Origin of the sequence: Pseudomonas sp. 10(2024) (assembly GCF_045164175.1) — a bacterium.
In the GTDB taxonomy this organism is placed as follows: domain Bacteria; phylum Pseudomonadota; class Gammaproteobacteria; order Pseudomonadales; family Pseudomonadaceae; genus Aquipseudomonas; species Aquipseudomonas alloputida.
In genome coordinates this window covers 4,352,960-4,374,567 of the sequence record NZ_CP174006.1, presented here as the reverse complement: position 1 = coordinate 4,374,567, position 21,608 = coordinate 4,352,960, and the positions used below count along the sequence as shown (strand labels likewise).

General features: G+C 65.0%; 11 protein-coding genes. 2 read left to right on the top strand and 9 right to left on the bottom strand.

Going from position 1 to position 21,608, the window contains the following annotated elements; genetic code table 11:
* Positions 1-863 precede the first annotated feature (863 nt).
* Together ACI7M0_RS19785 and ACI7M0_RS19780 are read left to right on the top strand one after the other, a co-directional pair.
* On the top strand, positions 864-8,363 hold the full coding sequence (locus ACI7M0_RS19785; protein ID WP_129933967.1) for a type I polyketide synthase: 7,500 nt from the start codon (positions 864-866) through the stop codon (positions 8,361-8,363).
* A 9-nt stretch (positions 8,364-8,372) separates the two neighbouring features.
* On the top strand, positions 8,373-9,725 hold the full coding sequence (locus ACI7M0_RS19780; RefSeq protein WP_129933968.1) for an aminotransferase class I/II-fold pyridoxal phosphate-dependent enzyme: 1,353 nt from the start codon (positions 8,373-8,375) through the stop codon (positions 9,723-9,725).
* Between the two features lie 9 nt (positions 9,726-9,734).
* Here ACI7M0_RS19780 and ACI7M0_RS19775 read toward each other — a convergent pair whose 3' ends face one another.
* From ACI7M0_RS19775 to ACI7M0_RS19735, 9 genes are all read right to left on the bottom strand, one after another.
* Positions 9,735-10,190, bottom strand: coding sequence for an REP-associated tyrosine transposase (locus tag ACI7M0_RS19775; RefSeq protein ID WP_129933969.1), 456 nt, complete (start codon positions 10,188-10,190; stop codon positions 9,735-9,737).
* A 657-nt stretch (positions 10,191-10,847) separates the two neighbouring features.
* Complete coding sequence (locus ACI7M0_RS19770) at positions 10,848-11,891, bottom strand: phytanoyl-CoA dioxygenase family protein (RefSeq protein WP_004577660.1); 1,044 nt, start codon at positions 11,889-11,891, stop codon at positions 10,848-10,850.
* A gap of 3 nt (positions 11,892-11,894) precedes the next feature.
* Positions 11,895-14,039, bottom strand: a complete 2,145-nt coding sequence (locus ACI7M0_RS19765) for a capsular polysaccharide biosynthesis protein (protein WP_129933543.1) — start codon at positions 14,037-14,039, stop codon at positions 11,895-11,897.
* Complete coding sequence (locus tag ACI7M0_RS19760; RefSeq protein ID WP_129933545.1) at positions 14,039-14,605, bottom strand: N-acetyltransferase; 567 nt, start codon at positions 14,603-14,605, stop codon at positions 14,039-14,041. The genes ACI7M0_RS19765 and ACI7M0_RS19760 overlap by 1 nt, the downstream gene beginning before the upstream one ends.
* 4 nt (positions 14,606-14,609) lie before the next feature.
* On the bottom strand, positions 14,610-16,145 hold the full coding sequence (locus tag ACI7M0_RS19755) for an LTA synthase family protein (protein WP_129933547.1): 1,536 nt from the start codon (positions 16,143-16,145) through the stop codon (positions 14,610-14,612).
* Positions 16,146-16,152: 7 nt separating this feature from the next.
* A complete protein-coding gene (locus tag ACI7M0_RS19750; protein ID WP_003252728.1) occupies positions 16,153-16,929 on the bottom strand; it encodes an SDR family oxidoreductase in 777 nt (258 codons plus the stop codon).
* Positions 16,926-18,245 carry a capsule biosynthesis protein gene (locus ACI7M0_RS19745; RefSeq protein WP_129933549.1) on the bottom strand — a complete coding sequence of 440 codons (1,320 nt, stop codon included), beginning with the start codon at positions 18,243-18,245 and terminating at the stop codon, positions 16,926-16,928. Before ACI7M0_RS19745 ends, ACI7M0_RS19750 begins: the two co-directional genes overlap by 4 nt.
* Positions 18,185-20,206 carry a capsular polysaccharide biosynthesis protein gene (locus ACI7M0_RS19740; protein WP_129933551.1) on the bottom strand — a complete coding sequence of 674 codons (2,022 nt, stop codon included), beginning with the start codon at positions 20,204-20,206 and terminating at the stop codon, positions 18,185-18,187. Before ACI7M0_RS19740 ends, ACI7M0_RS19745 begins: the two co-directional genes overlap by 61 nt.
* 301 nt (positions 20,207-20,507) lie before the next feature.
* Positions 20,508-21,566, bottom strand: a complete 1,059-nt coding sequence (locus ACI7M0_RS19735; protein WP_177413615.1) for a phosphotransferase family protein — start codon at positions 21,564-21,566, stop codon at positions 20,508-20,510.
* Between the last annotated feature and the right edge of the window lie 42 nt (positions 21,567-21,608).

Below are 21,608 nucleotides of genomic sequence, written 5' to 3'. Positions count from 1 at the left end.
CCTCGGTGGGGCGGGGCCGCCATTCCACGGGCGGTTCAAGCCCCGAAGGGGCTGGGCCTGCTGGCCAATTTCCATCCGCCGTTCACCGTCGCAGCCACCACCGTATTCGCGGGTAAACCCGCTCCTACGCAGATTGGTGGTGGACACCCATCGGTGGTTGGACACAGGCCGTCGTGTAGGAGCGGGTTTACCCGCGAAAGGGCCGGCCCTGCTGGCCAATCCCCACCCGCCATTCACCGTCGCAGCCACCACCGTATTCGCGGGTAAACCCGCTCCTACGCAGATTGGTGGTGGACACACCTCAGGGGTTGGACACAGGCCGTCGTGTAGGAGCGGGTTTACCCGCGAAAGGGCCGCCCCTGCTGGCCAATTTCCACCCGCCGTTCACCGTTGCCGGCGCTACCGTATTCGCGGGTAAACCCGCTCCTACGCAGATTGGTGGTGGACACACCTCGGGGTTGGACACAGGCTGGTGGTGGACACAGGTCGGTGGGTGGGCACAGGCCGTCGTGTAGGAGCGGGTTTACCCGCGAAAGGGCCGGGCCTGCTGGCCAATTTCCACCCGCCGTTCACCGTTGCCGGCGCCACCGTATTCGCGGGTAAACCCGCTCCTACGCTGTGAACCATCCCTCACCCCAGGGTTTTCCCACCCCCACAACCCGCGTATCATCTGCACACACAAATCTGAACATTCCCACGCCAGTTCCAGACCATGAGTCTTGCGCCCCCTGCGTGCATGGCAGTTTCAGGTACCCAGACAATCATCAGTGACATATAACGAATGGCCAGTTTCGTGGCCAGGCCAGGCATGCCGGCTGTCCGACGGATGGGACGGTGCCCGATGAGATTTGAAGGAATAGGTTTTGATCAAGCGTAGAAAGGTTGCAATCGTTGGTTGTGCGTACCGTTTTCCTGGCTCTTCCAATGCAGGCTTCTGGCAAAACCTGATGGAGGGCCGCGACCTGGTGACCCAGGTTGACCCGTCGCGTTGGAACAAACGCGAGTTCCTGCACCCGGACAAGGCCAGCCCTGCATCCAGCTACACCTTCGCCTCAGGCACCCTGGGTGATATCAGCGCTTTCGACGCTGGCTTCTTCAGCATCTCGCCGCGTGAAGCCGCGATGATGGACCCGCAGCAGCGCATGCTGCTGGAAATGTGCTGGGAAACCTTCGAAAACGCCGGGGTCAAGCCGTCCAGCCTGCGTGGCAGCAACTGCGGCGTGTACCTGGGCATCGCCGGTGTCGAGCAGTCCTACCGCCTGCTCGAGGACCTGTCGGCCATCGATGGCGCCACGGCGACCGGCAACACCATGAGTATCGCGGCCAACCGCCTGTCGTTCTTCTACGACCTGCGTGGCCCGAGCATGGCCATCGACACCGCCTGCTCGTCGTCGCTGGTGGCCTTCCACCAGGCGTGCCAGGCCATCCTCAGCGGTGATGTCGACCAAGCCGTAACGGGCGGTATCAGCCTGCACATGCACCCGTTCGGCTTCATGATCTTCGCCAAGGCGACCATGCTGTCGCGCACCGGGCGCTGTCAGTCGTTCGACGAAAACGGCGACGGTTACGCCCGCTCCGAAGGCGGCGGGTTGTTCCTGCTCAAGGACTACGACCAGGCAGTGGCCGATGGAAATACCATTTTGGCGGTGGTGGCGGCCAGTGCGGTGAACACCGACGGGCGCAAGTCCAGCCTGACCCTGCCCAATGCCGAGGCCCAGGCGGCGTTGCTCAAGCGCGCTTACGCCCAGGCCGGCATCGCCCCCGAGCAATTGGACTACCTGGAAGCCCACGGCACCGGTACCGCCGTGGGAGACCCGATCGAAACCCGCGCCATCGGCGAAGCACTGGGCCAGGCGCGCGGCGCCGGCAACCCGCTGCCAATCGGCTCGGTGAAGAGCAACCTCGGGCACCTTGAAGCCGCCTCTGGCGTGGCTGGCCTGATGAAGGCACTGAACTGCCTGGCCGAGCGCACCGTGCCCGCTACCATTGGCGTGCAGGCGCTCAACCCGAACATCGCGTTCGCCGACCTCAACCTGCAGGTGGTCACCGAGCCCCTTCCGCTCAAGGCCGATGGCCAGTTGACCGTGGGGGTGAACTCGTTCGGCTTTGGCGGCGCCAACGCCCATGTCATCCTGCAAAGCCCCGAGCCACAGGCGCCGGCAGCGCAAGCGGCCAGCGCCCGGCGCGTGCCGTTACTGCTCAGTGCCAAGAGCGAACAAGGCCTGCGCGCAACCGCAGAGCGCTTTGCCGCCTACCTGGCCGGGCAGCCCCAGGCCGACTATTACGATGTGGCCTACCAGGCGATGTTCCGCCGCGATGCACACAGCCACCGCCTGCTGCTGGTCTGCGACAACGCGGCCGAAGCCGCCCAGGCGCTGGACGACTATGCCCAGGACCCGACCCTCAGCGAACTGAGTGCAGTGCTGGAGGCCGGCCAGGCTCTGGACGGCGCCTCGGCACCGGTGTTTGTCTATTCCGGCAACGGCTCGCAATGGCAGGGCATGGGCCGGGCGATGCTCGACCAGCCGCTGTTCGCCGCCGCCGTGGATGAAGTGGACGCGTTGTTCCAGCCCTTGGCGGGCTACTCGCTGCGCGCCGAACTGCTGGGTGACAACGGCGAAGGCCGCTATGCACGTACCGAAATCGCCCAGCCTGCGCTGTTTGCCCTGCAAGTGGCGGTTACCCAAGTGCTGGCTGCCGAAGGCATCCACCCGGTGGCGGTGATCGGCCACAGTGTGGGTGAAGTGGCGGCGGCCTGGGCCAGCGGCGCGTTGAGCCTGGAGGACGCCACCCAGGTCATCTACCACCGCAGCCGCCTGCAGGGCCTGACCCGTGGTACCGGGAAGATGACGGCGGTCGGCCTCTCGGGTGAGGCCACGGCGCAACTGATTGCCGAACTGAAACTGGATGGCCGCCTGGTTGTGGCGGGCGAGAACAGCGCCCGCGGCGCCACTGTGGCCGGTGAGGTCGACGCCTTGGCACTGCTGGAAGCGGCCCTGGAAGAGCGCCAGGTATTCGCCCGTCGCCTGGACCTGGACTACGCCTTCCACTCGCCGGCCATGGACCCGATCAAGCAAGCGGTTATCGACGACCTCGCGCATATCCGCCCGCAGGCTACGAAGATCCCGTTCTACTCCACTGTCGTCGGTGGCCAGTTGAACGGCGAACGCCTGGACAGCCAGTACTGGTGGCAGAACATTCGCTTCCCGGTGCTGTTCCAGGGCGCGCTGGCTGCCTTGGTGCGCAATGGCCTTAACCTGTTCGTCGAAGTGGGCCCGCATGCGATCCTGCGCAGCTACGTCAACGATGTGCTGGTTGAGTGCGAACAACCGGGGCAGGTGATTGGCACCCTCAAGCGCAACGACCACAGCCCGCTGCTGCTGGAACGTACCGTAGCCCGCCTGCAGCTTGCCGCCGTCGAGCCACAGTGGCAGGCACGCTTCCCGGTGACCGGGCGCCCGCTGCGCCTGCCTAACTATGCCTGGCAGCACGACCATTTCAGCTTGCCGGTCACTGCCGAGGCCTATGGCCCGCTGAGCCACGAGCGCGTGCCCCCGTTGCTGGGTTACCCGGTAACAGACCAGGCGCTGACCTGGGAAAACCGCCTGGATACCCAGCAGTACCCGACCCTGGCCGACCACAAGGTGGGTGAGTCGGTACTGTTCCCGGGTGCAGGCTTTACCGAGCTGGCCCTGGCCGTGGCGCAACTGCACCAGCCGGGCGAGTTCGTCGATGTCGAAGAGCTGGAAATCCACAACCCTCTGCTGCTGAGCAGCGAGGTCATCAAGAAAGTGCGCGTGCAGGTCGAAGAGGCCGACGGCACGTTGCGCATCAGCTCGCGCACGTTGATGCAACGCGAAGACTGGGTACAGCACGTGGTCGCACGCTTGCCGGGCGAAGCGCGCGGTGTGCTGCTGGACACCCGCGCACCGGCGTTGCCAGCCCGCCCGGCAGACTTCACCGGCGAGCAGCACCTGGCAATGACCTGCGCGGTTGGCCTGAACTACGGCCCCGCTTACCAGACGGTGGCCGCAGCCTGGGTGGAAGGGGAGCGCGTGTTGGCTCAGTTGGTCGTGCCTGCTGCCATCGAACACGAACTGGCAAGCCTGCACCTGCACCCGGCGCTCCTGGATGGTGCCTTCCAGCTGATTACCGAGCTGCTGGCCAGCCGCCAGGGGCATGACGATGGCCTGGCGTTCATCCCCGTCAAGCTTGGGCGCGTTGCCTTTACCAATGCCGGCGGTGTGCCGGTGCTGGCCGAGGTGCGTCAGCGCAAGCGCACCGCGCATTCGCTGCTGGTCGACTTCACCCTGTTCGATGCCAGCGGCGCTGCCGTGCTGGCGATCAAGGATGCGCGCATGCGTGCCGTGCGCCTGCAGTACGACCGCAGTGGCGACATCAAGCGTATGGGCCATGTGGGGCAGGCCGCGCCAGGCGCGGTTGTGCCTGTGCAGCGTAACGCCGTGGCCTGCTCGCCGCTGGTCGAGGCCTTGCAGTGCCTGGCCGACGAGCCGGCACAGGTGCGTTACCTGAATGAAGTGGAGCCACTGCTGGATGTGCTGTGCAACAGCTTTGTCCTCGATGCGGTGGAACAGGCCGGCGGCCGCATCAGTGCCGAGCAGGTCGCGCAGTGGTCGCAGGGCCAGGGCGACTTCCTGGGGATGCTGTTGCGCCATGCCGAGCACGACGGCAGCCTGCAGCGTAGCGCGGATGGCAGCTGGCAACTGGTCGACCAGGGCGAGCGCCCGACCTCGCAGGCTATCTGGCAAGAGCTGTTCAAGAGCTACCCCGAGTACTTCCAGATTATCCATTCCGTTGGCCGCATCGGCCGACATCTGTCGGCGTTGCTGGATGGCAGCCAGGCCTTCGACACCCTGCAACCGCGCGAAACCAGCGGTGCCAGCCTGGCGCGCCTGGTGCTGGGTGCGGCAGGGCAGCAGCACCTGCTCAGCGGCATTGGCCAGACCTTGGCCGCGCGCCTGGCGCAACTGCCGCGCGGCCAGCGCCTGCGTGTGCTGGAATTCGGCTTCGGTGGCGCTTCGTTTGCCGAGCTGTTGTACGCCGGCCTGGATTTCGATCGCCTCGATTATGCCTACTGCGTCGCCGAGCCTGAGCTTGAGCAGCGTCTGCGTGACGATTGCCCGGCGCTGGAGGTGCTTGGCCTGGAGCAACTGGCCGACGCCGGTACGTTCGACTGGGTACTGGTGCCTACCGACTTTGGCCCCCTTGGTACCGTGGGTGACGCCCTGCGCCTGGCCAGTGGCCGGCTCAACCCGCACGGCCAGTTGGCGCTGCTTGGGCAGTATCCGGCGCGCTGGGCCGATTTCGTCTTCGGTGCCCAGCCAGACTGGTGGCTGGCCGGCCCGCAGCAGGCGTTGTCGCGCCAGCAAGGCCCGGCGTTCTGGAGCCATGAGCTGCAGCGGCACGGCCTGATCGCGCTGCGCACGCTGGAAGCGTTGCCGGGTAACGCCTGTGGTAGCTACCTGTTGCTGGCGGACAAGCCCGCCGGTGCCGACACTGCTGCACCCGTGGCCGTGCAGCGCTGGGCCGTACTCGCCGAAGCCGGGCAGGGCGCTGCCCTGCGCCTGGCAGAGCAACTGCGCGCCCAAGGCCAGCAGGTTGACCTGTTGCAGCCGGGTGACGCCCAGGCGCTGGCGGCCCAGCTTGGCGCCTTTGCCCAGCCCCCTGAGCATGTGCTGCACCTGGCTGGTTTCGACAGCGGCACAGGCCTCGATGGCCAGGCCGAGCGCTGCATGCAAGCGGCCGCGCTGGTGCAGGCCTGTGAGTCGCTGACGATCGCCCCGCAGTGCTGGCTGTTCAGCCGTGGCGCTGCCGAGCACCTGTACAGCGTCGACACCGCCGCTGAGGTTGCGGCCATCGGCGACGCTGCGTTGTGGGGCTTTGGCCGTACCCTGGCCAACGAATCCCCGAACTGTCGTATTCGCCTGCTCGATCTGGCCCACGCGGCAGCGGTCGAGCTGGCGGTACCTGCGTTGCTGCACGCCGACAGCGAAACCGAGCTGGCCCTGGACGCCGAAGGCCGTCGCTACGTGCCGCGCCTGCGCGTGCTGGCCGACCAGCCGCGCCGCGCAGTGGGCGATGCGCAGTGGGTGTGCCTGGGCTTCGACCTGCCGGGCCAGCTGCGCAACCTGCGCTGGGAAGTGCGTGAGCCGCGTCAACCGGCGGCGGATGAGCTGGACATTCAGGTGCGTGCGACGGGCCTTAACTTCCGTGACGTGATGTTCGCCCTCGGCCTGCTGTCGGATGAAGCCATCGAAAACGGCTTCTCCGGCCCTACCTTGGGCTTCGAATTTGCCGGTGTGGTGCAAGGCAAAGGCGCCGAGGCAGTGGGCGACTTCGCCCCGGGTGACCGTGTGGTGGGCTTTGGCCCGTGCAGCTTCGCCAACCGCCTGGTCACCAACGCCAACGCCGTTGCACGCATCCCCGAAGGGATGTCGTTCGAAGCGGCGGCGACCATTCCGAGTACCTTCTTCACCGTGTACTACGCGCTGCATCACCTGGCGCGCCTGGAGCCGGGCGAGAAGGTGCTGATCCACGGCGCTGCCGGTGGCGTGGGCATCGCTGCCATCCAGATCGCCAAATGGCTGGGCGCAGAAATCCACGCCACCGCAGGCAGCGACGAGAAGCGCGACTTCCTGCGCCTGCTGGGCGTCAGCCACATCTACGACTCCCGTTCGCTGGCTTATGCCGACCAGGTGCTGGCGGCCACCGGTGGGCGTGGCGTGGACGTGGTGCTCAATTCGCTGGCCGGTGAGGCCATCAACCGCAACCTGCAGGTGCTGAAGCCGTTTGGTCGCTTCCTGGAGCTGGGCAAGCGCGACTTCTACCAGAACACCCGTATCGGCTTGCGCCCGTTCCGCAACAACATCAGCTATTTCGGTATCGACGCTGACCAGCTGATGAGCGAGCGCCCCGCGCTCACCCGCCGCCTGTTCGCCGAGATGATGGAGCTGTTCGAGCAGGGCATCCTGCATCCGTTGCCGTTCCGCGAGTTCGACGCCAACCAGGTGGTCGAGGCCTACCGTTACATGCAGCAGGCGCGGCAGATTGGCAAGGTCGTGGTGACGTACGCCAACCCGATCCAGCAAACCGTCGACACCCGCGTGCAGCCGGTGCGGGCATTGCAGCTTGCCGCCGATGCCAGCTACCTGGTCACCGGCGGCCTGGGTGGCTTTGGCCTGCGTACTGCGCAGTGGCTGATCGACAAAGGTGCCCGTCACCTGGTGTTGCTGGGCCGTCGTGGCCCGGCCAGTGAAGAGGCCCAACCGCAGCTGGCCTTGTGGCACGCCCAAGGTATCGATGTGCAGGCCGTGGCGTGCGACATCACCGACCGTGAGCAACTGCGCGGGGTGTTCGATCGCATTGGCGCCAGCCCATGGCCACTGCGTGGCCTGGTGCATGCCGCGACGGTGATTGACGACAGCCTGATCCGCAACCTTGACGGCGACCAGTTGCGTCGCGTGCTGGAACCCAAGGCCAAGGGTGCGCAGTACCTGCACGAGCTGGCCCAGGGCCTGGCGCTGGACTTCTTCGTGATGTTCTCCTCGGCCACCACCTTGTTCGGCAACCCCGGCCAGGCCAACTACGTGGCGGCCAACCACTGGCTCGAAGCCCTTGCGCGGCACCGTCGTGCTCAGGGCCAGGCAGCCACTGCCGTGCTGTGGGGCGCCATCGACGATGTCGGTTTCCTGGCGCGCAACAGCCAGATCAAGGACGCCCTGCAGAGCCGCATGGGGGGCTCGGCGCTGCGGGCCGAGGCAGCCTTGGCACAGCTCGAGGCCATGCTGTTGCAGGGTGATAACGGCCATGGCGTGCTGGAGCTGGACTTCAAGGCCCTGGCGCGCTTCCTGCCGAGCGCCACTACACCGCGCTTCAGCGAACTGGCCCGTGCCTATGGCGGCGACCATGAGGATGAAGGGGGCGGTGAAGACATCCAGCGCATGCTGGAGGAGCTTGACGATGACGAACTGCTCGAACGCTTCGTAGACATGCTCAAGCACGAGGTGTGCGAGATTTTGCGCCTGCCGCCAGCACGCCTGGATGCCCAGCGCCCGCTGCAGGAAATGGGGCTCGATTCGTTGATGAGCGTTGAGTTGGTGGTGGCGCTGGAGGAGCGTTTCGGTATTCGCCTGCCGGTGATGGAGCTGAGTGACAGCTCCAGCATCGACAAGCTTGCCGCACGCTTGCTGGAGCTGCTGCGTGGTGAAGCGGGCAGCGGCGAAGAGCAACTGGCGCAGAATGTGCTTGCCCGCCATGGCAGCGAGCACAGTGCCGAAGAGTTGGCGCAGTTGAACGCAGCCTTGGCCGACGGCAACGCGGCACCCAACCGATTGATTGATTAAGAGTGCCAGATGACAGCCAGAACCCCGACCGGCCTTGGTGGCGATGCCAAGCAACGCCTGATCCAGCAAGCCCTCGCCCGGCGCCGCCATGTGGCTGCCGAGGGCGAGCAGGGCGCCACCCTGGAGCAGGTACAGCAGGCTGCCCTGAAGGTGCCCGAAGCGCACTATCGCTTTGATCTGCACCCGGGGTACCAGCAACTGCGGGTACTCCAGCAAAGCGCCATGCAGTTGGGCGTGAGCAACCCGTTCTTCCGTATGCACCAGGGCACCGCCGGTGCCCAGACGCAGATTGGCGAGCGCGAGTTTCTCAACTTTGCCAGTTACAACTACCTGGGCTACTCCGGCCACCCAACCGTGGCCGAAGCGGCCAAGGCGGCGATCGACCGCTACGGCACCTCGGTGTCGGCCAGCCGCCCGGTGTCTGGCGACCGCCCGCTGCACCGCGAGCTCGAGCGCGAACTGGCGCGCCTGTACGAGGTGGACGATGCAGTGGTGATGGTCAGCGGCCATGCCACCAACGTCACCACCATCGGCTACCTGTTCGGGCCACGCGACCTGGTGGTGCATGACGAGCTGATTCACAACAGCGTGCTGCAGGGTATCCAGCTGTCCGGTGCCCGCCGTCTGAGTTTTGCCCACAACGACTGGCAGGCGCTGGACCGCCTGCTGGGCGAGCAACGCCAGCACTTCGAGCGGGTGCTGGTGGTGGTGGAAGGCATCTACAGCATGGACGGCGACTACCCCGAGCTACCCCGGTTCGTCGAGCTCAAGCATAAGCACAAGGTTTTCCTCATGGTGGATGAAGCTCATTCGCTGGGGGTGATGGGTGCGACGGGCAAAGGTATTCGCGAGCACTATGGGTTGGCTGGCGATGACGTCGACATCTGGATGGGGACCTTGAGCAAGACCCTGGCCAGTTGCGGCGGGTACATTGCGGGCCGCACGGCACTGATCGAGCACCTGAAGTTTCTGGCGCCGGGCTTCTTGTACAGTGTTGGCATGCCGCCGGCGGTCACGGCCTCTGCGTTGGCAGCGTTGAAGCTGCTGGCTGCAGACAGCGAGCGAGTAGCGCAACTGCAGGCGCGAGGGGAGCTGTTCCTGCGCCTGGCGCGTGAAGCTGGGTTGGACACGGCGACCAGTACCGGGTTGGCGGTGATCCCGGTGATTACCGGCAGTTCGTTCAAGGCCGGCCGCTTGTCCAGCGCCCTGTTCGAGCGTGGCATCAATGCCCAGCCGATCCTGTACCCCGCGGTGCCGGAGCATTCGGCGCGGGTGCGGTTTTTTGTGTCTTGCGAGCATACGGAAGAGCAGATCAGGCATACCGTTGCGGTGGTGGCGCAGGAGATGGCGCGGCTGGGGTGAGGGCTACGCCTACAGCCAGATGGCATCCCAGTGTGGGTATTCGCCGACATTGGGTGCCAGGCCGGCCCTGACCGGGTTGGCAATGATGTAGCGAGCGGCGTTGAGCAGGTCATCATCCTTGCGCATGGCGCGATCGCAGTAGCCCGCCTGCCAGATGGGGTTGGCTGTTACGCCGGCCTTGTGCAACGCATGGCTGGACCTTGATTTGAAGCGGCGCATCAACGTGGCCAGTGTCACCTGTTTCAGTTCTATCAGCCAATGCACATGGTCGGGCATGACCACCCAGGCCAGCGTGGCGCAGCTGTTTTCCCGGTCTGCCTGGCGCAGATGGTTGACCACCAGCCTGGCCAGGTTGAAGTTGTGAAACAGCGGGCGACGCTGGTGGGTGACGGTTGTCAGCATGTACAGCCTGCCGGGGTGTGAAACCCGGTGGCGGCGCAGATGGTGGGCGTGGGCGTAGTGCATGTGGTCATCCTTGAAGGCTTCGATCGTTCGAGCCAGCGTAGACGCCCACATGACGCCAGCAGCGATTCAACCATTGCAGAATGTGCCCACTGACCAGGGGGGCGGTGATTGGCCAGGGATATTGGCCAGCAGGCCCGGCCCTTTCGCGGGTGAACCCGCTCCTACGACGGTCGGCGCTCAACCACCGATCTGTGCCCACCCCAGATCAGGTGTAGGAGCGGGTTTACCCGCGAATACGGTGGCGGCAGCAACGGTGAACGGCCAGGGATATTGGCCCGCAGGCCCGGCCCTTTCGCGGGTGAACCCGCTCCTACGACGGCGTGCGCCCAACCACCGATCTGTGTCCACCCCAGATCAGGTGTAGGAGCGGGTTTACCCGCGAATACGGTGGCGGCAGCAACGATGAACGGCCAGGGATATTGGCCCGCAGGCCCGGCCCTTTCGCGGGTAAACCCGCTCCTACGACGGTCGGCGCCCAACCACCGACCTGTGTCCACCCCAGATCAGGTGTAGGAGCGGGTTCACCCGCGAATACGGTGGCGGCGGCAACGGTGAATGACCAGGGATATTGGCCCGCAGGCCCGGCCCTTTCGCGGGTAAACCCGCTCCTACGACGGCCTGCCTTCAACTACCGGGCCGGTCCGGGCCGGGCGTGGGTCAGATATGCGGTGCCTCATACGCATTCAACTGCTCCACAAACCGCCAATGGCTCTTCTTGCCAAACCCCATCAACCGCTTCAACCGGATATCCCAGCGCATGTGGTGGTTGGCAATCCATGGCAATGCAAACAGGTGCGCCCCGCGCCAGGGGATGAACGGGTTACGCCGCAGGCTGGCATATATCTCGACGCGGTGGCTGGCCTGATGGCTCGCACAGCGGGCATGGAAACCAGACGTGTCGGCCACCACCAGGGTGTTGGCTGGCACCGCGAAGCGACGGGGCGGCGGCAGACCGAGGGCAGCCAGCTCGGGCTCGTCGATGCGGAATGAACCCTCACGGTGCATCTGCTCGCCGGAGCGCGCCGCCCCCAGGCTTTGACGATACTCCCAGGCCAAACGCTCCGGCGTCAGGCGGTGCGACCCCGGCACATAACTGAACGGCCCTTGGTCATCCGCCACATCGTCCAGAAACAACCACGCCTTCGCCGTGGGGTGGAAGGTGTCGGCATGCAGGCGGGTCTGCGGGTCCTGGTCGGCATTGGCGGCGTCGATCACGATCGACTGCAACTGGTAGGTAATGCCACCGGTATTGGACGACGCATAGGCAATCAGGTCGCGCACCCCACGGTCCGCCACAAACGCCGCACTGGCCGGGTTTTGCGCCAGCACGTCCTGGTCAAGGCTGACCCGGCGGGTAACCGCGCGGCCCTGGCGCATTTCCCAGCCAGTGCTGCGCAATGCACCCAGCTCGGCGCGCAAGGCCGCAAACTGCTCGGCAGGCAGGGCGTTTTCACGAATGAAAAAACCGTTCTGCTCAAAATGCGCACGCTCACCGGCATCCAGCCGCGAGGCCAGCGCATTGCGACGGTAACCTGCCATGGCCATCGCCAACTGACGACGCTGCACATGCAGGCCCAGGGCATTGAGCCGGGCGCTGCCCAGCACCGGGTTGTTCTCGAACGACTTGGCATGGGTAGCCAACTGCAGGCAATGCCAGGGGAGTGCCGCGTAACGGCCGATGTCCTTGATCGAAACAGGCATGATCTAGTCCTTTGATGGGGCCAATGGCCGGCCACAGCCGAGCATGGTCCGGGTATAGTTGAGCAACGGCGCCACTCGCCGATAGGCCACCGGCGCCGGGTGGGGCGCGCTGAGGCAGGCGAGGGCGTGCCAGGCATCGCAGGGCAGGTCTTGCTGGACGTCGGCATAGCGCGCATAGCGCAACAAGGCGCCGGCTACCAACTGGTCCAGGGTTAAACGCCGGGTGCGGCGGGGCAAGGGCTGATGGTCCTCGGTCAGGCCCCAGCCGGCATAGAACGGCGTGCCATAGGTGACCACCGGCAGCCCGCGCAGCAAGGCTTCGAAACCGGCGGTGGAACTGAGCGTATGCAGTGCATCGACCTGGCCATACAGGCTGGCGATGTCCACACCCGCCAGTACCTGATCGGCCAGCCCCACCAGCTGTGCCGGGGCAATTTGCCCGCGGCGCTTGCCGGCTTCCACGTCGGGGTGTGGCTTGTACAGAATCCAGGCATCCGGCAACCGCGCGCGCACCTGTTGCAGCAGCCGCAGGTTGCACCCGGCACCGCCACCGCTGCACAGCGCCGAGGCGTCATCCTCGACCTGGCCCACCACCAGTACCCGCAGTTGCCCCGGCTGCCCTAGCAGCGCCGGGCGCACATTGCTGCGCAGGTTGAACTTGCTGGTGCCGCTGGCAACGATCTGCGCTCGCAAGCGCGCCGCTTCGGCCAGGCATGGGGCGTCGAATTCACCATGCTGCAACAGCTGCTCCAGGTCGCTGGCAGACTGCGCATCGTAATGAATGCCACCCCGGTCCAGCACCAGTGACAGCGCCGGGCTGTTGGTAGCCCCCAACCCCGTGGAGCGCAAGAAACCATCCTCGACCCGCCACAGTGGCACCCCCGCCTGGCGCGCACGTTCGGCCAGGCCGGCCGGCTCGCGCGCAGCCCATACCAGCAGCCGGCCCTGTTCGGCCGCTACCTGGCTTATCAGTTGCGGGCTGTCCACGCTGAAGCGCAACTGCCCCCAACGGCTTGCGAAAAAACGCCGGATGTTGTGCTGCTTGTGCCGCTTCACGCCCAGCACCGTGGTGGGGCCGGCAAACGCAGCATCGCGGGCTTTCTTGCTGGCCAACTGGCGGGCAACGGTCAAGGCATCGGTCAATTGGCCGCTCAATGGGTCGACATAACGGCAGTAGCGCACATAGGCCGCCGCCACCAGTTGCACAAGGTCTGGCCGTGCCTGCCGGCGAGCAATGGCCATGCGGTCATCGGTCAGCCCCCAGCCCGCATAGAACGGCAGCCCGAAGCAGGTGACCGGCACGCCCTGGATCAACGCCTCCAGCCCGGCCTGGCTGGTGCCCACGTACACTCGCCGGGCACGCCGGGCCAGTGACGCCCAGGCTACCGGCCGCGCCTCCAGCGTTACCCCACGGGCCCGCGCGGCATCCAGCAGGCAACTGGGCTTTTGCCCGCCCAGGCAGTCCGGGTGAATGCGCACGCGCACGTCGGCATCCGGGTTTTCTGCCAGGGCCTCATCCAGCATTCGCACGTAATCGGCTTCGCATAGCCCGCCGCCCGGGATCGAATAATCCCCGGCAGTCTGGTCCACCACCAGCACCAGCGGCCGCTCGCGGCCCAGCGGGTCGTCGTCGGGCAGGTCCTGGGCGTTGTTGTACTTGCCGATGCCGCTGCTGCGCATCAAGGCAATCAGTTCGCGGGCGCAGTTCAGTTCATATGCGCTGAGCGCCTCGGGCTGCTGCAGGATGTTTTCCAGCAGCGAAGGGCGGTCGGCCAGGTAGTGGATGCCCACCGGGTCGACCACCATGGACATCGGCGTATCGCCCTCGATGCCCAGCGAAGAAGAACGCAAAAAGCCGTCTTCCAGCGCAATGTAGGGCAGCCCCCAGCGCTGGCACAGCACCCGGGCATGGGCCGACGACTGCTTGTAGCCGATGCCGGCAATGGCCTTGAGCCCCTTGGGCGCCTTGCGGCCACGGCGCCACAGCCAGAAGGGCGGGCCTTCCGGGCCGAGGAACTGCGGCAGGTGCAGGACCTTCCAGGCCACCCATTGCGACATGATGCCGACCCAGCCGCTGCCGTCTACCAGGGCATCGGGTGGCGAGTAACCTTCGGGCGAGTGGGGTGCAAAGGGCGGTGTGTTGTGCATTACACGGCCCGCCACATGTTACGCACCGGCGGGAACGGCACCCAGCGCTTGCGACGCAAGGCAAAGCCATTATGCAGGTACAGATGCTGCGCCCGATGATTGCTCAGCGGCACCTCCAGCTCTACCTGGTTAAAGCCCTGGCCGGCGGCGTGCGCGCAGCACGCCTGCACCAGCGCCGAGCCCACGCCTTGCTGGCGTGCGGCCTTGCTGACCCGCAGCCCGTACAGCAAGAACGGGTAGCGCCATTCGCGCAGTTCGCTCAGGCAGAACCCGATAAACCGCACCCAGCCACTCAACACGCCGAACTCACCAACGAACGGCCGCCAGTGCAAGGCAAACGGCCCGCGCCGGCCATGCTTGAACGCGGCAAAGCCCAGTGCCTGCTCGCCGTCGAAGGCCAGCAGCACACGGTCCCAGTGGATAGCCGCGCCCAGCAGGCGATAGCGGCAGGCCGTATTGCCAATCAGAAACGCCAGCGACCCCCGCCCCTCGGTCAGCAAGCGGGCCAAGGCAGGGTCTGCGGCACGCTCCGGCGACAGGTCCGATCCCAAAACGATACGCACCACGTTGTCAGGCTACCCCGGCACTGGCCATGGGCGTGTCCTGGCGGGTTGCCGGCGCCAAGGCATGGCCCAGCAATGTGCTGGAAAGCTGCTGCACCGGCATTGGCCTGGCCCCACAGCCAGGCTGGCGGCGGTTGGACCACACCAGGTAGTCGGTATCACCCGCGGGCGCACCCACAGCCTGGTACACCTCGGGCAGGATCGGCACATGGTCGCCAAAGAAGCACAGCAGCGCCTCGTTCGGCTGGGCCAGCAAGGTTTCGCGCAGCATGCCCAGCATGCGGTCGGCATTGCCGATGTGCCGCAGGTAGGGCGCCAGGTCTTTCATGCCCGGTTGCAGCGGGCGGTCGAACCAGGTGGGCAGCTCGTGCGCGGCTACACTTTCCAGGTGCAACGGGCCATGGTTTTCCATGGTGACTGCATGGATGAACAGTGGCTGGGTGCGGCCTGGCGCCTGCAGCAGCGCGCGGATTTTGTCTGCCACGGCGCAATCACCAATGAACGGCCCGGCCTTTTGCGAAGCGTTGAACGCCTTCACATCGATGAATTCATCAAAGCCCAATGCCGGCAACACCTTGTTGCGGCCATAGAAACCACCGTCGTACGGGTGGATGCAAATGGTCCGGTACCCCTGCGCCTTGAGCCTGGAGGCGATACTGGGCAGGCCTTGGCGGGCCAGCACCCGGTACGGGTTGAAGCGGTGCACGCCCAGCCGGTCGGCGGGGATGCCGGTAAGGTAGGCGAACTCGGTTCGCACCGTATTGGCGCCCCAGGCTGCCACCTGCAGTTTGCCCCGGGCCAGCGCCTGGCTGGCCAGCAGGTCGTACTGTTCGAGCACTTGCGGACGCACGCCAGGCCACAGCCCACGCACATCGAAGAACGACTCACTCTGCACCGAGACCAAGTCCGGCAGCGCCCCGGCCTGGGCCACTGGCGGCTGCGAAGAGGCCGGCGCCGCCCCACCCGCAAACGGCGAGCCCAGCCCGTCCCGATCCACCGGCGCCCGCGCCGCCCAGAAGTACCGCCACAAGCTGGCCGCCAACCCCCAGCCACGCACATCCTGCTCGGCATCAAAGCTCGGCTTCACAGGCCGATGCCCCAGGCGCAGCAAGCCCAGGCCCAGCGCCAACGGCAGCAACGCCTCAAGCCGCGCGCCCGCCACCTCGAAGCTCAACCCCGCCCACAGGTAAACCAGAAAGCCCACCGCCAGCAGCGCGGCCTTGCCAAAGCCAAAGAACGGCAAGTACAACCGCGGGAACTTCACTGCATCGCTGAAATACTCGAAATCTGCACACACAAACGGCTCGCGCAGCGAGTGATACTTGGCGTTGCTGACCAGCACGATCAGCAGCCACAGCAGCAACACATTCACGCCACTGAACAACGGCCGCGCCGTCAGTGCATACAACAGCCCGAAGGCCACACACCACAGCCCCGCGTGCAGCAGCCAGCAATCGGCCGGGCGACGCAGGGCAGGGCGGGGAACCAGCAGGCGCTCGACCGCGACGGTCAAGCCCAGGCCGATCAAAGCGACCGGCAACATGGAAACATCAATCACTGTACTTCAACCCACGCAGGATCATCGAAGAAAGCCACTGCGGGATAAGCCCCAGCAGCCAGGTGCCCAGGTTGAGCGGGAACGGAAAGCTGATACGCGCCTGGTTCGCCGCCAGCCCGCGCTTGATACGCCTGGCCGCTTTGTCGGCGGTCCACAGAAAAGGTTTAGGCCCGGGCATTTCGAAGCACATCTTCGACTCCACATACCCCGGCACAATCACATTCACTTTTACCCCTTCCGGCGCCAGCCAGTCGCGGATGGCCTCGCCGTACACCCGGATGGCGGCCTTGCTGGCGCTGTAGGTCGGAGTGACCGGCAAGCCACGCCAGCCCGCCAGCGAGCTGAACAGGGCGATCTGCCCGTCGCCACGGCTGCGCATGGCGGGCAGGGCGGCTTCGACGGTGGCCAGGGCGGCCATCACGTTCACTTCCATCAGGGCGCGGCTGTCGTCCCAGTCTTCCGCTTCGCCATTGGCGCCCACGGCGGTGTTAAGCCCTGCGCCCACCAGCACCAGGTCGGGCTGATGCTGCTCGCTCACCCGGCGCACCATGGCCCGCAGGGCGTCCAGGTCGCGCACGTCGAGGGCCTCCAGCAACACCTGGGCACCCAGGGCGCGGCATTGTTCGGCCATTTCGGCCAGGCGGTCCTGGCGCCGGCCTTGCAGGATCAGCGTCACCCCCGGGGCGGCGTAGGCAGGCGCCAGCGCGCCACCGATACCGCCTGTGGCGCCGGTGATGAGGATGCAGCGGGGTGAGGCATGCGAACTCATAGGTATTTTTCGATTCTTGAGGTTTTCGCCATCAGCACTTCCAGGCAGTTGGCCACGGCCATGTCCATGCCGCAGGCGGTGTAGAAGCCGCCGTTGACCTGGGTGGTGTGGATGACGGTGTTGCGGAAGCGTTGAAACAGCGTGTTGTCGGGCGCTTCGGGCTGCTGCCAGAAATCATCCAGCCCGCCCTGGTGGGTTAGCCCCGGCATCGCGTAGATCGGCTCGGCCAGCGTGCAGGTAGGGCGGTGGTGCAGCAATGCAGAAGCCCCCGCGGTACTGTTGACGGTGATCATGCCGGTGATGTGCGAGAGCAGCGTAGGCATGTGCCCGCTTTCCATGAAGTCGACACGCTCGGCCACATCGTACTTGCGCGCCAACTGTTCGGTGACCTTGCGGTAGTTGACCAGCCCGGGCGTCAACGGGTGGTTCTTCACCAGCAGGCGCGCATCGAAGGGCGCGTTGAGCGAGAACGAGTCGATCACATGCTCGATCACCTGGGTCATGTTCTGGAACGGCGAGTGGTCGCGGATTTGCGCATCGCTGTCCAGCTGCAAGGGCAGCAAAAACGTGGGGTGCCGCTCGCGGGCCACTTCGGCCACCAGCGCGTCGTCATGCACACGGGCGCGCAGCAGGCGCATGCCCTGGCGGATGAAACCGGCGTACTCCTTGGCCGCGTTGAACGGGGCATGGGTGCGGTAGCGCGGGAAGCACAGCCGGTTCAGCGCGCCGCCGGCGTGGTACAGCACATCGTGCGTGGCACGTGCGGCGAACGACAGCTTGAATGGGTTGCCATTCTGGTAGCGCGGAATGTACTTGCCCACATCGCGGTACCACTGCGGGTCTCGTGGCAAACGCGAGTTGTTGTTGACCCCGTCGCGCTCCAGTGTCACCCAATAGGGCCGAAAGTAGCCTTCCTCGAACACGTGCACGCGAATACCCGACAGCCGCGCCAAGGTCACGGCCGGGCGGTGTACCGGGCGGCAGTCGCCGAACAGCACCAGGTCGGTGATATCCAGTTGGCGGAACACCTGTGAATACCAGGCCTCCATGTCTTCCGGGGCATGCGGGCAGGTCAGCTGCGCGCCGCCCGGGCCATACAGGGCGTCACCGACGTTGAAGCGCACACTGTGCACCCGCTGGCCGATATCGCGCAGCCCCTTGGCAAGGCGGCTGAAGAAGGGCGAACTTACACCCTGAAGCAGCAGAAAATTGTGTGACGGGATACGCAGCAGCGGACCACGCGTCGCCCTTGCATTCAGTTGGTCGGGCGCTTCATGCCCAACAAACTGCTCAAGCGTCGTTTCAAGTCCTGCCATCGGGAGGGAGCTCCAGGCTGCGGTAAGGCGTGCCAATTTTGTAGTTCGTATAAGGTTCGTTCGGCGGTGGTGAAGCGGTTGGTCACCAGGCTTACGTAAGTGGGGTAGAGCAGCAGCGTGCCCGCTACCAGCTGGTCCAGCGTCAGTTGTCGGCTGCGCCGTGCCTGCACCGCTGCTTGAAGGTCCATGTCGCGGGTCAGCCCCCAGCCGGCGTAGAACGGCTGGCCGTAGGTCGTCACCGGCACACCGCGCAGCAGGGCCTCGAAGCCCGACTGCGAGGTCAGTACATGCAATTCATCGACCACTTCCAGCAATTGCTGCAGTGGCGTATCGCCGATCACCTCATCGCACCAGTGCACGGTTTGCGCTTCGTCGTCACCGCGGGCGCGCGTGCCGGCCAATACCTCTGGGTGGGGTTTGTACAACACCCACGCATCAGGGTTTTGCTCGCGCACGGCGCGCAGCAGTTGCAGGTTGCTGCGGATACGGTTACCGCCAAAGCGGATGGAGGCATCGCCCTCCACCTGGCCAGGCACCAGGATCACCCGTTGCGCATGCGCGGGGCGCTGCCAGCTGGCGCCGGGCAAGTTGTACTTGGTCAGCCCCGCCGCGCAGATGGCCAAGCGCAAAGCATGCGCGCGGGCTAACAACTGCGGGTCGAACGGCTCTTCAGCCAGGATGCGCTCCAGGCGCGAAGGCCGGGTGGCGTCGTAGTAAATACCCAGGTCATCGACCACCCACGATAACGGTCGCGCCTTGCCGGCGCCCAGGCCGACCGAGCGCAGGAAGCCGTCTTCCACTCGGTTGACGGGCAGGGGGTGGGCGCTAAGGTGGGTGTCGTGCTTGCAGCCCCAGGACACCACGGGCAAGTCTTGCGCCAGCGGTTGCTCGGGCTTGACGAAGCGAATGGCCGCGCCATTGAAAAACAGGTTTGCCAGCGGTTCTTTCCAGCGGCTGAAACCCAGCATCTGTACGGTGCCTGGCAACACGCTGCGGTGCCGCCGTTGCAGGCCCAGCCAGTTGATCAGCACCTCTGGCGTACACGGCTGCCCACGTTCCGGGCAGACATAGCGCGGGTAGGCCACCAGGCTGGCATGAATCAGTTGCGCCAACGGCACAGGCTTGCGGCGCGAAGGTGCCGGCAAGCGATCGTCGGTCAGCCCCCAGCCGGCATAGAACGGCATGCCCCAGGTGTGCACCGGGACGTCCCAAAGCAGGGCATCGAAGCCCAGTTGCGACGTCATCACGAACACTGCACGCATGCGGGGCAGCAAATCGGCCGGGTGAACATTGTGGGCCAGTACCTGCACCCGCGGGTTGCTGGCCAGCGCTGCCAGGTCGAAGTGCCCGGCCTTGCGCCCGGCCACCACGTCGGGGTGCACCTTGAGCACGATGGTGCTATGCGGGTAGCGGGCCAATGCCGCCTCCAGCATGGCCCGGAAATCGCTGGCCCCTGCACCTTGCAACGAGGCATCGCCACAGGTCTGGTCGGCCACCAGCACGCAGTCGGCCGGCAACGCTGGCAGCTCGATGCGTGCGTCGTTGTACTTCGACACCCGTTGCTGCTGCCACAGGTCACGTAGCGCCAGGGCACGTTGGGTTTGCTCGGCGTCGAGGGGCGTGGCGATCAACTGTTCGAGGCGGGACGGCTGGGAAGCGTCGTAGTACACGCCCACGTCATCGACGATCAGCGACAGGGGCGGCTCGTCGGCGCCCAGGCCCACGGAACGGATGAAGCCGTCTTCCAGCGTGAGAACGGGCTTGCCAGCCTTGTGCGCCTCGGCCATTGCCTTGATGGCGCTTGGTTTGCGGCCCCAGGCCATTACCCAATCAGCGAGCTCGACATCGCGCACAGCACCGCTTTGCAGCGCGAATTCGGGCAGCAAGGCAGGCAACGTACTGATGCGCTGGGCTCCTTTTGACAGGATCAGCAGGCGAGGGCGGGGCGAAGCGTCGTCCATATACGTGGAGCGGCATCCATTCAGCAAAGGGGCGGCATGGGCCTAGAGCCCTGCGGGTCCGGTGGAAACAAAGGATGGCGAATCTTAATACAAATTCACATTTGTAGGCGTGCCGCTGAGCAAAAATCGCGAAAAGAAATTAGACGATATGTGCAGATGATGACCTATGGCATCAAAATGACATCTGATTCCGGCAAACTCCCCGAAACCGCGGCGTACCACACCGCTGGGGAACGTAACGCACGCCTGTAGGAGCGGGTTTACCCGCGAAGCTTTTTCCCCGGTGGGTACAAAAGCTCATTTACTCCTGATCCAGCATCCCCAGCAAATAGTTGTATTTCTCCAGCAGCAACGCCATCCGGTCGCGCTCCTTGTACTCAGCGACCGTTTCTGGACGCAAGCAATGGAACAGCGCCGTGAGGAGAAACACGTAGCGCAAGTTCCTTAGCGCCCGTTCCACATCGAAGCGCTCCGGCAGGGCAGCTCGGTACGCCTCTATGAACTCTGCCTGTGCTGCCAGGAATACCTTCATGTCTTTGCGCCGGAACAGGCTGCCCAGGTAGGCCCCGCCGTCAAAGCCTATGCGCCCAACCTTTACCTCGCTCCAGTCGATCAGGTGCAATTGGCTCTTGTCGACGAAGAGATTTTTTTGCAGGTAATCCATGTGGCTGATGCAGCGCTCGCTGCGCCGTGCTTTGGCTGCCATTTTTCGGGTCAACGGCACAAATGCCTTGAAGCGCTCGGCAAGGCCAGCAAACCTTTCGTCTTCGAGCCCAAGCTTCACCAATCCTGGCAAACACCGGGAGAAATTGAAGCGTGGGCGAAGTTGGAACCAAGGCCTGAAGAAATCCATGCTCCAAAGCAGAGGTGCCTTTACAAGTGGCTGCGCTTCTAGATAGTCATGGCTTAACGTCTCCAGTTCTGCAATACCTAGCGCCAGCGGTTTGCCGATCTTGTGCATTCGTGGGGGCTTGCCGCGTACGAACTCGGTGAAGATCAAGCTTTCCCATGGTGTTTCAATAACCCCCAGGCAGGCGGGGTAGTGAAAATGTATGCTGCCGGTCAGCATGCCATCTGCGCGGTGAAAGCGCGCTTCCTGGCTGCCGATAAACGCTATTTTGCGAATCGATTTTTCCACGACCTCTACAGGTTGACCGGTACAAGGGTCCTGTAGCCGATGGTGGCGTACGTAGTTCACGAACGAAGCATTACCGCCCAGCACCTCGGTCGTAATCTCCAGCGTCTTTCCTTCCCATTGTGGGACTAGAGCGTGAAGATGACTTTCGAGAGAGGCGCTTTGCCAGCGGTAGTGTGTTTTGCTGGCTACGTGCCGGCGTGTAGGAGGATTCATAACATCCATGTTGCCACTGCCATACGTCCAATTTGAAGCTGAGAAAGGGGG

Coding starts and splice junctions, on each gene's coding strand:
- ACI7M0_RS19780 (WP_129933968.1), top strand. CDS start 8,373: ATGACAGCCAGAACCCCGACCGGCCTTGGTGGCGATGCCAAGCAACGC.
- ACI7M0_RS19775 (WP_129933969.1), bottom strand. CDS start 10,190: ATGCACTACGCCCACGCCCACCATCTGCGCCGCCACCGGGTTTCACAC.
- ACI7M0_RS19770 (WP_004577660.1), bottom strand. CDS start 11,891: ATGCCTGTTTCGATCAAGGACATCGGCCGTTACGCGGCACTCCCCTGG.
- ACI7M0_RS19765 (WP_129933543.1), bottom strand. CDS start 14,039: ATGCACAACACACCGCCCTTTGCACCCCACTCGCCCGAAGGTTACTCG.
- ACI7M0_RS19755 (WP_129933547.1), bottom strand. CDS start 16,145: ATGTTGCCGGTCGCTTTGATCGGCCTGGGCTTGACCGTCGCGGTCGAG.
- ACI7M0_RS19750 (WP_003252728.1), bottom strand. CDS start 16,929: ATGAGTTCGCATGCCTCACCCCGCTGCATCCTCATCACCGGCGCCACA.
- ACI7M0_RS19745 (WP_129933549.1), bottom strand. CDS start 18,245: ATGGCAGGACTTGAAACGACGCTTGAGCAGTTTGTTGGGCATGAAGCG.
- ACI7M0_RS19740 (WP_129933551.1), bottom strand. CDS start 20,206: ATGGACGACGCTTCGCCCCGCCCTCGCCTGCTGATCCTGTCAAAAGGA.
- ACI7M0_RS19735 (WP_177413615.1), bottom strand. CDS start 21,566: ATGGATGTTATGAATCCTCCTACACGCCGGCACGTAGCCAGCAAAACA.